Here is a 14,561-nt window from a genome sequence, read left to right as displayed (position 1 = left end):
GGTGCGGCTTCTTGTTTTGGTCTCTGGCTGAGCACCCAACCCTAAGGGCGGGCGCTCAGCATCAAGGAGATTATTGGTACTGAACGGTTACGTCGAACGAACCTTCGTAGGTGCCAGCGATTTCAGTCCCGTCGAGAGAGATAGTTCCACCAACGTTGAAGGTTTCAGAGCCGTTGAAGAACGGGAACCCGCCGAATGAACCATCCTGGAGCGATGTCAGCTCGATCAGGTGCTCGTTGCTGGTTGAGCCAGCGAAGCCGGTATGCGTGAGAACAACTGGGTTTGCGCCGAGGTCCTGGACAGATACTGACACGTTGGTGCCCGCAGCACCGGTGACAGTGAAGGCAGCAGCCTGCTCAGTGCCGCCTGGGCCACAGATCACATCGCCTGCGCAATTGCGGAAACCAGTAAAGTCCACTGCAACACTACCGCCGGTTGAACCAGCGTTTACGACGATCGCACCAAAGTCGAGGCCGGCATCGTTAGTCAGCTGAAGTGCTGCAAGAACTTCTGCAGTCGCATCCGCGCTTTCGGTAACTTGGGCGTGAGCAGCTGAGCCGAGGCCTACAGCGGCGAAAAGTGCAACGCCAGCAGCGGCAGTGCGAAAAATCTTGGTCATTTTGTGGTCCTTCCGAAAATTCTTTTTTCCCGTTGTCAGGGTGAAGGACAAAGCACTCTCGCAACCCGTCGCGAATCACTGCACCAGATCACCCTAACCGAACGAGTTTTTTCCCGTTCGGCCCTCTAGGTAGAAGTCCGGGGTTCCGCTTTCGTTTTTAGGTATGGTTAATGGAGCGGTAGGACTTTCGCCTGATTAACTCCAAGCACCTGAAATCCTGACCTTTTCGATCAGATCACGTGCAAATTTTCTTCTTAAAAATCACCGCCCGTTAGCCGCTGACACAACAAATCGAGCTGATCAAGAGAGCCATATTGGATCGTAATCGCCCCCGATCGCGGGTCGGCATCCGCTTTGATTCGGACTTTAAGTCCAAGGAATTCCTCAAGATGGCGCTGAACAGCGACGATATCTGCGTCTTCACCGTCGGCAGCGATTGAGGGTTTTACTGCTTTCGCACCACCCACCTCTTTGGCAACCTTGCGCACGAGCTTTTCAATTTCGCGTACGGAGAGCTTGTCATTCACCGCTTGTTTAGCGAGCGCTGCTGCATCCTCGTGCCCCACAAGCGCGCGGGCGTGCCCCATCGAAAGCTTACCGCCCTCAACAAGATCAAGCACAGCTTCGGGAAGGCCCAGAAGACGCTGGATGTTCGCGACATGGCTGCGTGACTTTTCAACCATCCGGGCAATTTCCGCCTGCGTCATCCCCTCGTCATCAGCGAGACGTTGGTAAGCACGCGCTTCCTCAACCGGGTTGAGATCTTCACGCTGGAGGTTCTCAATCAGGGCAAGCGCCATGACCTCGCGGTCGCTGAGCTCGCGCACGAGAGCGGGGATTTGATGAAGGCGCGCCTTCTGGGCCGCCCTCCAGCGACGTTCACCGGCGACCAATTGATAACGGCCATTGCCCTTGGGTCGCACGATGATGGGTTGGATTACCCCGCGCGAAGCGATCGATGCCGCCAATTCTTCAAGCGCACCCTCGTCAAAATGTTTGCGCGGGTTACCCGGCAAAGGCTGGATTGAGGCAATTGGCAGGGATTTGAACGGAGATTCACTTGAAAAAGACCCGTCACCAGATGTCTGCGCAGCCAAGCCTTGGCCGCTGCGGCCTTGCTCCCCCTCACCATCTTGCCTGACAAGCGGCTCCTCGCGCTTAGTCTCACCTAAAAGCGCGCCAAGCCCCTTACCCAGCTTCTTCTTGCGGTCCGCTGGACTGCGCTGTGGCACCGAAAAAGGAATGGGGTCTGATGTCTTACCGCTCATGCTGCAACCTGTCTTTCAGGGGGGAAACGTCCAATCAATTCACGCGCCAGAGCAATGTATGCCCGGCTGCCAACGCAGCTGTGGTCATAAACCAGCGCGGGAAGCCCGTGGCTCGGCGCCTCGGAAAGACGAACATTGCGCGGAATCACTGTCTCAAACACCAAATCACCAAGACAATCGCGCACATCATCGGAAACCTGGTCGGTCAGACGGTTGCGGCGATCAAACATGGTGAGCGCAACGCCAATGATGTTAAGTCTCGGGTTAAAGCCTTGTTGAACACGCTCAACTGTCTGTAAAAGCTGGCTTAAGCCCTCCAGCGCGAAAAACTCGCATTGTAGCGGCACAAGGATCGAATCCGCGGCGCACAGAGCGTTCAAGGTCAAAAGCCCAAGCGATGGAGGGCAATCGATAAAGCAGATTTCGTGGTCCTTATGCCCGGCCAAAGCCTTGCGCAGACATTCGGTGCGCTCTTCCACAGAAACCAGCTCCACCTCAGCCCCGCTAAGGTCTACTGTTGCAGGGACAATATCCAGCCCCGGGATGCTCGTCTCCATAGTGGCTTCTGCAAGGGGCAGGCCCTCCACGAGGATATCATAGCTCGAAACGTGGCGTGACGAGGCCTCAACCCCAACACCCGTGGACGCATTTCCCTGCGGATCAAGGTCGATCAAAAGCGTGCGCCAACCGGTCGCAGCCATTGCTGTTGCCATATTGATAGCGGTTGTGGTCTTCCCCACCCCGCCTTTCTGGTTCGCAATGGCAATTGTAAGCACTGGGCTCTCCCTTATTGGTTGGCTCAATCAGAGCTATTTGCTCACGATGATCCCTGCGTCTGCATCGGTCAACGAGTGTTTCACGTGAAACATCTTCCGAATCGGCGCCTTTACACGTTTCAATTCGTGCGCCGCCGACCGCCCTTTGGGCAAGAGGTAGCGAGTATGCTTTGTGGAGAAGGGTGCGGATAAACTCAGGAGCTTCTCCAACGGCGCGAAAGCCCGTGCCGAAATAATACCAGCATGAAATGGGTCAATCCGTTCCAAGCGGTCACCACGAACAGTGCAATTGTTGAGGCCCATCTCGCTTATGCATCGCTCAAGAAACTCAACCCGCCGGGCACGAGATTCAACGAGGACAACCGGTAATTCAGGGGAAAGGATCGAGATAATAAGTCCCGGAAGGCCTGGACCACTACCAAGATCAAGCCAGGGTCCATCTGTATTCTGCGATGGCGCATTAAGGCCAGCGTGCTCAAGCAACTGAGCGCTATCCGCTATATGACGCAGCCAAAGGCTTGCCTCGCTCGGCTTGCTTATAAGGTTCTGCCGCTGATTCTCTTCAAGGAGCAAGGACGCATAGCGGTTGAGACCTTCCCACGCCTCTTGGCTTGCGAGGCTTTCGACGTAGGATCTTGCCTCAGTCTCACTCGTGAGAAGCCGTCGATCGCTCACGCCGCGTTTTGCCAACGCCGAGCGTGTACCAGAAGAGCCGACAGGGCCGCTGGTGTAATGCCCGGAACACGTCCTGCTGCTGCCAGGCTCACTGGGGCCGCCTTGGTCAAGCGTTCAACCATCTCGTTTGAGAGACCAGGCACCTGTTCATAAGGAAAATCTGACGGTAGGCCTAGCGCCTCGCTTGCGCGCAAATCGCGCAATTCAGCCTCTTGGCGTGCGAGATAGGGCGCATAGGCGGCATCTTCCGCCATTTCCTCGACAAGCGCTTGATCGACGCCGTTCAACTCGCTGAGCCACGGCTGCATAGTGGACACATCCACGCCGCCGTGCCGCAACCACTCTTCAATGGGCTTCTCACCGCCATCGCGCCGCACATTCATTCCCGCGTCAGCCAATTCGCGCGAATGGACCTTCGATGCAAACGCGGCCCTAACTGTTTCACGTGAAACATCGCGCGATCTGAACCATCGTAGTCGATCCCCACCAACACATCCCGCATCAATGCCAAGCTGGGTGAGACGGGTCGATGCATTGTTTGCGCGCAGGCGAAGCCGGTATTCCGCACGCGAGGTGAGCATGCGGTAGGGTTCAGAAACACCCTGCAGCGTGAGGTCATCAATCATCACCGCGATATAGGAGTTAGCCCTGTCGAGCGCAGGAGCGGTTTTGCCCAATGCTGCCGCAGCAGCTTCAAGTCCCGCAACCATTCCTTGCGCCGCTGCCTCTTCATATCCGGTGGTGCCATTAATCTGACCAGCACAATAAAGGCCTGGAATGGCGCGAAGCTGAAGATCAGGGGTGAGCGCACGTGGATCGATGTGATCGTATTCAACCGCGTAGCCCGGAACCACCATCTCGGCGCTGCCGAGGCCGGGCATCATTCGCAGCATATCGTGCTGCACATCAACCGGCAAAGACGTGCTGATCCCGTTGGGATAGACGAGATGTGTGTCCAACCCCTCTGGCTCCAGGAATACCTGATGACCATCGCGGTCTCCAAAACGATGGATTTTGTCCTCGATGGAGGGGCAATACCGTGGACCCGCAGCCCCGATTGCACCCGAGAATAAGGGTGAGCGGTGCAGATTTTGACGAATTATGTCGTGCGCGGCTTGGGTCGTGCGAGTGATCGCGCAGAATACTTGCGGGTTCACCCTCTCGCTTGCCATGGCCGACATCGTCCAATTGTCAGCATCGGAGTGCTGCTCTTCCAACTGTGACCAGTCGATCGTGCGCCCATCAATCCTCGGCGGGGTGCCTGTCTTGAGCCTCGCCATAGGCAAGTCTGCACCACGAAGCTGTTCTGCGAGCCGCGCTGCTGCGTTCTCGCCAATACGGCCCCCTTCGAAGCGCTCCTCCCCGCGAAAGAGGATGCCGCCCAAAAAGGTGCCCGTACATAAAATGATGCGCTGGGCCTCAATGAGTGTGCCGTCCGCAAGCTCCAACCCAGCGACCTTGCCGCCTTTTAGCGAAAGCGCGGCTGCCTCGCCTTCCACAAGGGTGAGTTTATCTTGCGCACGAACAATGCGCTTCACTTCCGCTTTGAAGAGCTTCCGATCCGCTTGAACCCTTGGGCCCCAGACCGCACTGCCCTTCGACCGGTTTAGCATGCGATAATGTATAGCGCCCGCATCGGCCGCTCTGCCGATAACACCGTCCAGTGCATCGACCTCGCAAACTAGGTGGCCCTTGCCCAGCCCGCCGATTGCAGGGTTGCAGCTCATCGCTCCGATGGCTTCAAGGTCAAAGCTGATGAGCGCAGTGCGCGCGCCCATGCGCGCAGCCGCACAGGCTGCCTCAACACCGGCGTGCCCGCCGCCAACCACAAGAACATCAAAATTTTGCATGAGCCGCCAAATAGAGCCTCTCCTAGGCCCCGTCAAAGGCGTTTTGCCTCGAAACTGTTTCACGTGAAACACTCAACCAGCAACTAACGCGAGAGACCTACTTCCCGATGCAGAAGCGACCGAAGAGTGCATCGAGCATATCTTCAGTCGAGGTTCGGCCAATCAGACGATCAAATGCGAGGCGTACACTGCGCAAATCTTCTCCAATAAGGAGAAAATCCGTTTGTGATTTCGCCGATACCAAAGCCTCATACGCCTCGTTCAAACGGTCCCGCTGTCTTGCGTTGAGAGCGGCATCACCGGGTTTTGGCAGACGGGCCCGTCCAAATGCGACCAAAGCATCTTTCAAACCGGTGAGCCCCGCCCCTGTCGTTGCAGACACGCTATGAAGGGCTGAGGGCTTGGCGACAAAATCGGTACAATCCGCTCTTGCTGCAATCTCCCAGGCATCGGGCGGCCCCTCGCCTTCTTTGCCGAGCCAGAGCACGCAATCCGCGCGTTCAAATTCGTCATTGGCGCGCGCTATCCCGATCGCTTCTATCTCGTCCGCGCTATCGCTGCGAAGCCCAGCTGTATCGATAAAGACGAACGGAACGCCTTTGATCGCAACGCTGCGTTCGATCACATCGCGGGTTGTGCCCGCTATCGGAGACGTGATCGCCGCTTCGCTCTCTACAAGAGCATTAAACAGAGTGGATTTGCCCGAGTTGGGCGGCCCAGCGAGGACGATCCTAAGCCCATCCTTCAACCGTTCAGACCGTGGACGCGTCAGCCAATCCTCTATTGATGCGGCGAGTTCGTCGATACTCTCAACAAACGTTGGCGGCAGTTCGCTCACATCGTCTTCGTCAGAAAAGTCGAGCGCGGCCTCGATCTGCGCAGAAAGCTGCAAGACACGCTCTCGCCACCCTTCTACCTTGTCAGATATCGCTCCGCTCACGCTGCGCATGGCAGCAGCACGCTGCAATTCGGTCTCGGCCTCCAAAAGGTCAGCGAGCCCTTCAGCCTGTGCCAGATCAATCTGGCCATTGGCGAATGCACGTCGGGTGAATTCGCCCTCTTGCGCCGGACGTAGGCCATCTATCGCCCCCAGGGCCTCGCACACAGCGGCAAGGACAGCGCGGCCCCCATGACAATGAAGTTCCGCCAGATCCTCCCCTGTCGCCGTCTTTGGGCCCGGAAACCACAAAACGAGCGCTTCATCGAGCACTTCGCCTGAATTGTCCCGCAACTTTGCCAAGGAAGCGCGCCGTGGTTCGAGATCACGCCCGGTCAATGCGCACAAAGCAAGCCCAGCTTTCGGCCCGCTTACCCGGATTACTCCAATGGCCGCAGGAGGGGCGCCGCTTGAGATCGCAAAAATGGTGGGGAGGTCTGCATTCATTTCAATGGGGTTCGCCCAGTCGGACTATTACCAACCTTGCGCGGATTATTCGTCAGAGCCACTCTTGGATTTTCCACCAGAGACACCAGCGCCGCGAAGGCCGCCTTCAACAAAGCTTTGAAACATTTTGAGGCCCATTTGACCCATTGGAGCAAGCGCTTGCGCATATTCTTGCAATTGCGCAGGGCTTTGAACGCCCTTCATCGCATTGGTGATGCTCTCGACATAGATGCTGTTTGCTTCGCTCACATCAGGAAGGCCCAGAAACTCGCGCGCTTCCTGGGGTGTGCAGTCAAATTCTACATTAATTTTCATCGCACTCTCCCACAAAATCGCCTGCATCAATCAGACCATGCATTTGGGTTTGCATCAAGCGCCGAGCAATGGCTAGGTTTGTTTCATACCCTATTACAGGAAATGTGAACGATAATGACCCACGCAAGCACAGCCACCCAAAACTCACCCGCGCTTGGTGGGCTCAAACACTGGCACGAGGTTCTGGCCGGGGGCAGCACGATGGAGGGCCTTAGCTCAATCCTCCATGAAGACGTCGTTTTTCACTCTCCGGTTGTCCATACACCGCAACGGGGCCGCAAAATCACCACAGCTTATCTTGCCGCCGCAGGTAAAACGCTTGGTAATGACAGTTTTGAGTATCTACGCGAGGTCGTGAGCGGCACCTCAGCTGTGCTTGAGTTTCGTACGGTCATGGGAGGGATTGAGGTCAATGGGGTCGATATCATCACCTTCGATGATGACGGAAAGATCACCGATTTCAAGGTGATGGTGCGCCCACTACAGGCTGTGAACAAAGTGTGGGAGATGATGGGGACGCAGCTTAAGAAGGGCTAGCCAAAAAATAATCCGCTCGCCCTTGCGGGTTTACTGGCGCGGTCAGGCTTTCCAACATGACGAAGCCCAACGCATACAGCGGCGGCGATACACCCGATGCACCGGAGAAGCCAATTACTATAGCCACTTTCAGGCCAGTCCAGATCAACAAAAACCGAACAAGCGCCCTGCGTGGCCATTTGCGCTGGTCGCCTTCGTCCAGAGCCCCGGATTGCCGGATAATTTGCGATGCAACCTCGTGGTCGTCCTGCGATATCCAAAGCCTGTAGCCGCCATAAGCGAGAGACAAATACTCGGTCGAGCCTTGCCGATCCCCTCCGATATGAACTGGGATGCCGTAACCTTCCAACATCGAAGCAACGACGAGAGCTTCAGCGCGCGAAACAGCGATGGAAACAGTGACCAGGTCAGTCATACAGCCGCCTAATTGAGCATGGCAAAGTTCATAACGATCTTGTGAATTGCCGGATCAACGGCTTTGGGAAGGTCTTCCTCGAGGCGTTCTTGACGCAGATCAAACGCATCTGAAATCGCGATCCACTTCATCGCCCAGTCGGGGCACACACGCGCATCAACCTCGCCCTTGTGCAAAATGGCAAGACCTGCATGGCGAGGGTCCTTTTCGATGATCGTCATGAGCTGATCAACCGCAACCTTATCCCCTTCTAAAAGTTGGAGAAAGTTGCGGCCATTATACAACAGAAGGCCCGTAACTCCGTGCTCCACATTGTTGCGGGCACAGCTGTCCAAAATCGCCTGAACCTGGTCGCGAGAAAGGCCTTGGGCCGTGCTGATATAAACGTATTGACTGATCAACCTGCGACCCTCCCTGTGACCACTTGGTACGAAGCCTTCGTTGTCCCAGTGCCCTTACTGGTTCATAGTATCGAAGAAATCTTCGTTTGTCTTGGAATCCTTCATCTTGTCGAGGAGGAATTCCATCGCATCTACGGTGCCCATCTGCATAAGGATGCGGCGCAATACCCACATCTTGGAGAGCTTGTCCTTCTCGACCAGAAGCTCTTCCTTACGGGTACCCGATTTGCCCACATCAAGGGCTGGGAAGATACGTTTATCGGATACCTTGCGATCAAGCACGATTTCAGAGTTACCGGTGCCCTTGAACTCCTCGAAGATCACCTCGTCCATCCGGCTGCCGGTGTCGATCAAAGCGGTTGCAATGATGGACAGCGATCCGCCCTCTTCAATGTTACGCGCTGCACCAAAGAAGCGTTTTGGGCGCTGCAGAGCGTTCGCATCGACACCGCCTGTAAGAACCTTACCCGAGGATGGCACAACCGTGTTGTAGGCGCGGCCAAGGCGCGTGATCGAATCGAGCAAGATCACAACATCGTTCTTGTGTTCAACCAGACGTTTCGCCTTTTCGATCACCATTTCAGCGACTTGCACGTGACGCGTTGCAGGTTCGTCAAAAGTTGAAGAGATCACCTCGCCCTTCACGCTGCGCTGCATATCGGTGACTTCTTCCGGGCGTTCATCTACGAGAAGCACTATCAGAAACACTTCCGGGTGATTGTCGGTGATCGCCTTGGCAATGTTCTGGAGAAGAACCGTTTTACCCGTGCGCGGCGGTGCCACAATCAGGGCGCGCTGGCCTTTACCTTGCGGTGAAATGATGTCGATCACGCGGGCCGACTTGTCTTTAACCGTCGGATCGAGCGTATCGAGATTCAATTTCTCTGTAGGATAGAGCGCGGTGAGATTATCGAAATTGGTCCGCATACGAACCGCATCGGGGTCCTCAAAATTGACGGTGCTAAGGCTGGTCAGAGCGAAATAGCGCTCGCCATCCTTTGGTGCGCGGATTTCGCCCTCTACCGTATCGCCTGTGCGAAGGCCCCATTTGCGGATCTGGTTGGGGGAAACATAGATATCGTCTGGCCCAGCGAGATAGTTCGCTTCGGGTGAACGCAGGAAACCAAAGCCATCTTGCAGCACTTCGATCGTGCCGATGCCCATGATTTTCTCTTCATATTCTTCATCTTCGGCAAGCTCGCGAAGGATTGAGAACATGAGGTCCTGCCGGCGCATGGTTGAGGCACCCTCAACACCGAGCTCTTCCGCCATTGCCACGAGATCGGCCGGGGTGCGTTCCTTTAAGTCTTTAAGGTGCATAGAAAATTACAGTCCAAATATTACGGCGCAAAAGGTATCTTGCGCAAAGGGATGGCCGAAACGTCAGTCCCTCTTCTCGAAAAAAAGAGGTGCCTCGCTGCTTCGATTGCAGGGAAGGCTGGGCTTGGAGAAAGCAGACGGGCCGAGCGTTAGACGCTGCGACCATTCGGTTTGATGGGTTACAAATTACGGGCGGAAAGCGCGCTGGTCAATCCATCAATCGCAAAGCCTGCGATGATGATCGTTTTATGCAAGGTGGATACGGCCAAGATAAAGGACAACAACGATAAGGATGAGGAGGATACCGGGAACCTCTCCAACCAAACGCAGCGTCTTTTCACTCAGCGGCCGTTTGCCGCGTGCCATCTTCTTTGTCTGGCCAACCAACCACCCGTGATAGCCCGACATGAGCACCACAAGCGTGATTTTGATGTGCAGCCATCCTTGGGTGAACATTTCCATCGCAACCGCCTGTGTAAGGCCAAGGACCCACACGACGATCAGGCTGGGCGTGAGGATAATCTTGCGCAAAAGGCCCATGCGATGCGCCCACAAGGCTTCTTCGGACGAGCCGGGTGCGCAATCGTGCATATAGATACACTGGCGCGGCAACATGAAGAGCCCCGCCATCCAGAACACGACGAAAATCACATGGCCCGCAGTGAGCCAAGGATAGATGGTCAGCAGCGCCTCTTGCATCAGAATTAGCCCCGTACAGCTTTCAAAAGCGTCTCGACGTGCTCAATCGGAGTGAATTGCCCGATGCCGTGACCCAAATTGAACACATGGGGCCGGTCTTCAAACGCCTTGAGAATGGTTTCAACCCGTTTGGGAAGCATATCGCCGCCAGCTTCCACCAGCAGCGGATCAAGATTGCCCTGCACTGGCATGCCTTCGGGAAGATTTGCATTGGCCCAATTGGGATCAAGCGATTCATCAAGACCCACCGCATCAACGCCTGTTTCGCGTGCATACGCCGGAAGTTTCTCATTTGCGCCTTTGGGAAAACCGATCACGGGCGTGTCAGGATGGCTTTCCTTGATCGCCGCAGTGATTTTCGCATTGGGCGCAATTACCCAGCGTTCAAACTCATCAGGGGCAAGCGTCCCTGCCCAGCTATCGAACAATTGTACCGCTTCCGCCCCTGCATCAATTTGGCCGCGCAAATAGGTGATCGAAACGTCAGCAATCGCATCGCAAATCGCCTGAAAACGGGCTGGGTCCTGATAGGCCAGAAGCCGTGTCTTACCCTGATCCTTCGATCCTTCGCCAGCGACCATGTAGGTCGCAACCGTCCACGGAGAGCCTGCAAACCCCAGCATCGTCACCTGGTCAGATATCTGGGCTCGCGTTTGCCGCACCGTCTCGTAAATGGGATCAAACCGCTCATACTGCGCAGAAAAGCTATCAAGCTCAGTTTCAAGCAAAGTGGGCGAGAGCTTAGGTCCCTCGCCTGCCAGAAACTCCAACCCCTGACCCATCGCATGAGGGACGATGAGAATATCCGAAAATAAGATCGCTCCATCAAAGCCAAATCGCCTGATCGGCTGAACCGTGATTTCAGCTGCTGCCTCGCTATCATAAACAAGTGCTAGAAAGCCGCCTTTGTCAGCGCGAAGTTCGCGATATTCAGGAAGATATCGGCCCGCTTGGCGCATAAGCCAAACAGGAGCGATTTCTTGGCGGTTACCCTTCAGGGTTTCAAGCAATGGACCAGGCATGGGGTTCCTCTAAACAAATAAATTATAATTATAAAAGGTTTGATGGAGTCTGTTGGCCCTGTGGAAAGCGGGGATTATCGTACTTTCCCCTATACAATCGGAAAGGTCCAGCAAGATTTACACATGCCGAATCCGCAAGATTACGTGGTCAATCAGATTCTTTCCCCAGTCTTACCAGCCTGTGCACATTCGTGAATTTATGTAGAGAAAGACCCTCAGGAAAAATCGCGTAGTGGGTAGGAAAAACTGTCCCTAGGTTGTCGACGGTTCTCTCCCGTGGTTTATGCAGCATTCTGTCCACAAGCTGATCAGGGCCACGCGCGAATCGACTTATGAGCCGTCTTAACCTTCATTTAGTCTCGGATTCCACGGGCGAAACTCTCGAGATGATCGCCAAGGCTGCTCTTGCGCAGTTTGATGATCCCGATGTCAGCCGCCACTTCTGGCCGATGGTGCGCTCGCGTCAGCATTTGGACCGGATAGTGCCTGATCTGGCGGACAATCCGGGGCTTGTCCTGTTTACTCTGGTCAATCCGGAGACGCGCGCAAGGTTGGAGGAGCATTGTTTGCACCTTGGCCTTCCCGCAGTGCCCGTCCTGGATCAAGTGACCGCCGCACTTGAATCGCAATTGGGCCAGGAAGCGCACGGCCGCCCGGGCCGACAGCATTTGATGGATGAAGATTACTTCAAGCGCGTCGATGCGATCCAATACACTATTGCTCACGATGACGGAGTTGCATGGGAGGATTGGGAAGAGGCCGACATCGTCCTTGCTGGCGTCTCGCGCAGCTCAAAAACTCCGACCAGCATCTATCTTGCCAATCGCGGGTACAAAACCGCGAACATCCCGCTTGTGGTCGAAAGCCCGCCGCCCAAAGCGCTGTTTGGTCTTCGCCACCCTCTGGTCGTTGGCCTAACCACCGCGCCAGAGCGGCTGGTCCAGATCCGCCGCAATCGCCTCTTGTCTTTGAATGAAGGCACTAAGACGCCTTACGTTGATAATGACAAGGTCAAGGATGAGCTGACATTTGCTCGCCGCATGTTTGCCGACAATGGCTGGCCGGTTATCGATGTGACGCGCCGCTCTATCGAAGAAAGCGCCGCTGCGATCATCCGCCTGGTACAAGAGCGCCAGCGCAAAGACCGCCAGGTCGATGGAGTGAGCAAACCGATATGAACGGTATGAAATGACCAAGCTGATACTCGCGTCCAAATCGGCCTCGCGTCGGGCGATGCTTGATGCAGCACGCGTGACTTATGAAGCGGTGCCTGCCGATGTAGATGAGCGCGCAATTGAAGAGAGTTTGCAAAATGCGGCTTCTTCGGAAATTGCCGAAGCATTAAGCGTTGCCAAGGCCGCAGAGGTCGCAAACTCCCGTCCCGATGGCATCGTTCTGGGCAGCGATTCCTTGGTCGTGGTGGAGGGCACACGGTTCGATAAGCCCACATCACGCGAAAACGCACGCGAACACCTGAGCTTTTTCTCCGGCAAGACAATAGAACTACACAGCGCGGCTGCTCTTGTGCGCGATGGCGGGTGTATTTGGAGCCATATGGACTGTGCCCGGTTGAAGGTGCGCGAATTGTCGCCTGATTTCATTGAACATTACCTTGAGGTTGAATGGCCCGCAATTGGCTACACCGTGGGGTGCTTCCGGATTGAAGCCATGGGTGTCCAGCTGTTTGAGAGTATTGAAGGCGATCAATTCACCGTTTTGGGAATGCCGCTTCTTGCGGTGCTTGGGGCTTTGCGCGACGAGGGCGTGCTCTTGCCATGACCTCCCCAACCCCTTTTGCCCAAGTGATCGGCGATCCCATTGCGCATTCAAAGTCGCCCGTTATTCACGGGTTCTGGCTTGAGAAGCTTGGGATCGAAGGCGAATATGGCCGCGCCCATGTCAAAAGCGGCGAATTGTCCGATTATCTTTCGCAATCGAAAGACAATCCGCGCTGGACCGGCTGCAATGTCACCATGCCGCATAAGCAGGCGATCATACCGCTGCTTGATCGCCTCCACCCTCTGGCAAAAAAGCTGGGGGCGGTGAATACGGTGGTTCGCGCCAAGGATGGCGGACTTGTTGGCTATAACACCGATGGCGAAGGGTTTCTGGAGCCGCTGCGATCCGCGCTTGGTGAGAAACATTTGTTCCGCATGGCGCGTGTTCTTGGTACCGGCGGCGCGGCACGGGCGATCATTGCTGCTTTGGAAGCGCATGGGTTCACTTTGGTCCTGGCAGGGCGCGATCCCGATAAGGCGCGCGCGCTTCTCGATGAGCTTGCCCCCCAGCGCGAGCATCACGCAATCGATCTCGGCCATTTTGCCAAGGCAACCGATTTTGAGTTTGATGACCGGCAGGGATGTTTTGACCTTATCGTTAACGCCTCGCCTTTGGGGATGACAGGCAATCCCCCCCTCCCCTTTGATTGGAGCCACGCGCCTCCGGACAGCGTCGCTTACGATATTGTGACGAGCCCGCTTGATACGCCGTTCCTGCAAAATGCACGCGCGGCTGGTCACCAGACGATTGATGGATTTGCGATGCTTATCGGACAGGCGGCCACGGCGTTTGAGAAATTCTTCAACGCCGCCCCTCCGCGCGAATACGACGCTGAATTGGTGGAGCTTTTGGCTGTATGAAGGACAAAAGCACCTCTGGCCCTAAAATGATCGGCCTTACCGGCTCGATTGGAATGGGCAAATCCACCGTTGCCGCTATGTTTGAACACGCTGGTATCCCGGTCTTCGATGCCGATGCCGAGGTTCGCACAATGCAGGGTCCCGGCGGTGAGCTTATCCCTGCAATCGAGGCTGCCTTCCCGGGCTCTACCGGACCTGGCGGAGTTGACCGCGATGCGCTGGGCAAGCTTGTTTTTGCTGACAAGGCGAAACTCGCCGCGCTTGAGGGGATCGTGCACCCAGCTGTGGGCCAAAAACGCGCGCAGTTTCTAAAAGATAACGCCGATGAGCCGCTCATCCTTTTTGACATCCCATTATTGTTCGAAGGTGGCGGTCATGCCCATGTCGATCACATCGTTGTTGTCTCGGCCCCTGCCCTAGTTCAGCGTGAAAGGGTCCTTGCCCGTCCCGGCATGACGCCGGAAAAGTTTGAACACATCCTTGGCCTGCAAACCCCTGACCAGGAAAAGCGCGAGCGCGCTGACCATGTGATTGAGACAGGCGTAAGCCTTGAAGAAACAGAGGAACAGGTGCGCGCTTTGATCGAAGTGCTGAAAGCGCAGGTCTAGGCTCTTGCGCTCGCCAGCACATGAGCCGATAGT

The 14,561-nt window shown here is 55.7% G+C and carries 17 protein-coding genes; 5 read left to right on the top strand and 12 right to left on the bottom strand.

Translation table 11 applies throughout. The features are described from left to right. Positions 1 to 70 precede the first annotated feature (70 nt). The 7 genes from EH31_RS11710 to EH31_RS11680 all read right to left on the bottom strand — a co-directional run bounded on the left by EH31_RS11710 (position 71) and on the right by EH31_RS11680 (position 6,887). Positions 71 to 619: a DUF4402 domain-containing protein gene (locus EH31_RS11710; protein WP_034960603.1), complete on the bottom strand. Its 549-nt coding sequence runs from the start codon at positions 617 to 619 to the stop codon at positions 71 to 73. 254 nt (positions 620 to 873) lie between these two features. Further along, positions 874 to 1,887, bottom strand: coding sequence for a ParB/RepB/Spo0J family partition protein (locus tag EH31_RS11705; protein ID WP_051699214.1), 1,014 nt, complete (start codon positions 1,885 to 1,887; stop codon positions 874 to 876). Beyond that, positions 1,884 to 2,663 (bottom strand): ParA family protein, encoded by a 780-nt coding sequence (locus EH31_RS11700; RefSeq protein ID WP_034960602.1) that lies wholly within the window; start codon positions 2,661 to 2,663, stop codon positions 1,884 to 1,886. Before EH31_RS11700 ends, EH31_RS11705 begins: the two co-directional genes overlap by 4 nt. A gap of 33 nt (positions 2,664 to 2,696) precedes the next feature. Further along, entirely contained in the window at positions 2,697 to 3,338 is a 642-nt protein-coding gene (rsmG, locus tag EH31_RS11695) for a 16S rRNA (guanine(527)-N(7))-methyltransferase RsmG (RefSeq protein WP_034960600.1), read from the bottom strand. Beyond that, positions 3,335 to 5,188 carry a tRNA uridine-5-carboxymethylaminomethyl(34) synthesis enzyme MnmG gene (gene mnmG / locus EH31_RS11690; protein WP_034960599.1) on the bottom strand — a complete coding sequence of 618 codons (1,854 nt, stop codon included), beginning with the start codon at positions 5,186 to 5,188 and terminating at the stop codon, positions 3,335 to 3,337. The genes rsmG and mnmG overlap by 4 nt, the downstream gene beginning before the upstream one ends. Positions 5,189 to 5,285: 97 nt before the next feature. Further along, positions 5,286 to 6,572, bottom strand: coding sequence for a tRNA uridine-5-carboxymethylaminomethyl(34) synthesis GTPase MnmE (gene mnmE, locus EH31_RS11685; protein WP_034960598.1), 1,287 nt, complete (start codon positions 6,570 to 6,572; stop codon positions 5,286 to 5,288). Positions 6,573 to 6,617: 45 nt separating this feature from the next. Beyond that, positions 6,618 to 6,887: a DUF6489 family protein gene (locus EH31_RS11680; RefSeq protein WP_199797034.1), complete on the bottom strand. Its 270-nt coding sequence runs from the start codon at positions 6,885 to 6,887 to the stop codon at positions 6,618 to 6,620. Positions 6,888 to 7,001: 114 nt separating this feature from the next. On the opposite strand from EH31_RS11680, the gene EH31_RS11675 reads away from it, so the two are divergent. Further along, entirely contained in the window at positions 7,002 to 7,424 is a 423-nt protein-coding gene (locus EH31_RS11675) for a nuclear transport factor 2 family protein (RefSeq protein ID WP_051699213.1), read from the top strand. On the opposite strand, the gene EH31_RS11670 is transcribed toward EH31_RS11675, so the two are convergent. The 5 genes from EH31_RS11670 to hemE form a co-directional block, all read right to left on the bottom strand. Further along, entirely contained in the window at positions 7,411 to 7,839 is a 429-nt protein-coding gene (locus EH31_RS11670; RefSeq protein WP_034960597.1) for a hypothetical protein, read from the bottom strand. The two genes, EH31_RS11675 and EH31_RS11670, sit on opposite strands and share 14 nt — an antisense overlap. An 8-nt stretch (positions 7,840 to 7,847) precedes the next feature. Further along, entirely contained in the window at positions 7,848 to 8,240 is a 393-nt protein-coding gene (locus EH31_RS11665) for a BLUF domain-containing protein (protein ID WP_051699212.1), read from the bottom strand. A 54-nt stretch (positions 8,241 to 8,294) separates the two neighbouring features. Continuing rightward, on the bottom strand, positions 8,295 to 9,560 hold the full coding sequence (rho, locus tag EH31_RS11660) for a transcription termination factor Rho (protein WP_034960596.1): 1,266 nt from the start codon (positions 9,558 to 9,560) through the stop codon (positions 8,295 to 8,297). Positions 9,561 to 9,806: 246 nt separating this feature from the next. Beyond that, complete coding sequence (locus EH31_RS11655) at positions 9,807 to 10,259, bottom strand: CopD family protein (protein ID WP_034960595.1); 453 nt, start codon at positions 10,257 to 10,259, stop codon at positions 9,807 to 9,809. A gap of 5 nt (positions 10,260 to 10,264) precedes the next feature. Next, entirely contained in the window at positions 10,265 to 11,281 is a 1,017-nt protein-coding gene (gene hemE, locus EH31_RS11650) for a uroporphyrinogen decarboxylase (RefSeq protein ID WP_034960594.1), read from the bottom strand. Positions 11,282 to 11,613: 332 nt separating this feature from the next. On the opposite strand from hemE, the gene EH31_RS11645 reads away from it, so the two are divergent. The 4 genes from EH31_RS11645 to coaE are packed head-to-tail and all read left to right on the top strand — an operon-like array spanning position 11,614 to position 14,528. Further along, on the top strand, positions 11,614 to 12,459 hold the full coding sequence (locus EH31_RS11645; RefSeq protein ID WP_034960593.1) for a pyruvate, water dikinase regulatory protein: 846 nt from the start codon (positions 11,614 to 11,616) through the stop codon (positions 12,457 to 12,459). A gap of 10 nt (positions 12,460 to 12,469) precedes the next feature. Further along, positions 12,470 to 13,060 (top strand): Maf family protein, encoded by a 591-nt coding sequence (locus tag EH31_RS11640; protein ID WP_034960592.1) that lies wholly within the window; start codon positions 12,470 to 12,472, stop codon positions 13,058 to 13,060. Beyond that, positions 13,057 to 13,920, top strand: a complete 864-nt coding sequence (gene aroE, locus EH31_RS11635; RefSeq protein WP_034960591.1) for a shikimate dehydrogenase — start codon at positions 13,057 to 13,059, stop codon at positions 13,918 to 13,920. Before EH31_RS11640 ends, aroE begins: the two co-directional genes overlap by 4 nt. Next, entirely contained in the window at positions 13,917 to 14,528 is a 612-nt protein-coding gene (gene coaE, locus EH31_RS11630) for a dephospho-CoA kinase (RefSeq protein ID WP_199797033.1), read from the top strand. The genes aroE and coaE overlap by 4 nt, the downstream gene beginning before the upstream one ends. The last annotated feature ends 33 nt before the right edge of the window (positions 14,529 to 14,561 follow it).

Source organism: Erythrobacter longus, assembly GCF_000715015.1.
GTDB classification, from domain to species: domain Bacteria; phylum Pseudomonadota; class Alphaproteobacteria; order Sphingomonadales; family Sphingomonadaceae; genus Erythrobacter; species Erythrobacter longus.
Note: the sequence above shows the minus strand (reverse complement) of the source record. Positions and strands in the feature narration are given on the sequence as shown.

Coding starts and splice junctions, on each gene's coding strand:
- EH31_RS11675 (WP_051699213.1), top strand. CDS start 7,002: ATGACCCACGCAAGCACAGCCACCCAAAACTCACCCGCGCTTGGTGGG.
- EH31_RS11705 (WP_051699214.1), bottom strand. CDS start 1,887: ATGAGCGGTAAGACATCAGACCCCATTCCTTTTTCGGTGCCACAGCGC.
- EH31_RS11670 (WP_034960597.1), bottom strand. CDS start 7,839: ATGACTGACCTGGTCACTGTTTCCATCGCTGTTTCGCGCGCTGAAGCT.
- aroE (WP_034960591.1), top strand. CDS start 13,057: ATGACCTCCCCAACCCCTTTTGCCCAAGTGATCGGCGATCCCATTGCG.
- mnmG (WP_034960599.1), bottom strand. CDS start 5,188: ATGCAAAATTTTGATGTTCTTGTGGTTGGCGGCGGGCACGCCGGTGTT.
- rho (WP_034960596.1), bottom strand. CDS start 9,560: ATGCACCTTAAAGACTTAAAGGAACGCACCCCGGCCGATCTCGTGGCA.
- hemE (WP_034960594.1), bottom strand. CDS start 11,281: ATGCCTGGTCCATTGCTTGAAACCCTGAAGGGTAACCGCCAAGAAATC.
- EH31_RS11655 (WP_034960595.1), bottom strand. CDS start 10,259: ATGCAAGAGGCGCTGCTGACCATCTATCCTTGGCTCACTGCGGGCCAT.
- EH31_RS11640 (WP_034960592.1), top strand. CDS start 12,470: ATGACCAAGCTGATACTCGCGTCCAAATCGGCCTCGCGTCGGGCGATG.
- EH31_RS11710 (WP_034960603.1), bottom strand. CDS start 619: ATGACCAAGATTTTTCGCACTGCCGCTGCTGGCGTTGCACTTTTCGCC.
- EH31_RS11680 (WP_199797034.1), bottom strand. CDS start 6,887: ATGAAAATTAATGTAGAATTTGACTGCACACCCCAGGAAGCGCGCGAG.
- coaE (WP_199797033.1), top strand. CDS start 13,917: ATGAAGGACAAAAGCACCTCTGGCCCTAAAATGATCGGCCTTACCGGC.
- EH31_RS11645 (WP_034960593.1), top strand. CDS start 11,614: ATGAGCCGTCTTAACCTTCATTTAGTCTCGGATTCCACGGGCGAAACT.
- mnmE (WP_034960598.1), bottom strand. CDS start 6,572: ATGAATGCAGACCTCCCCACCATTTTTGCGATCTCAAGCGGCGCCCCT.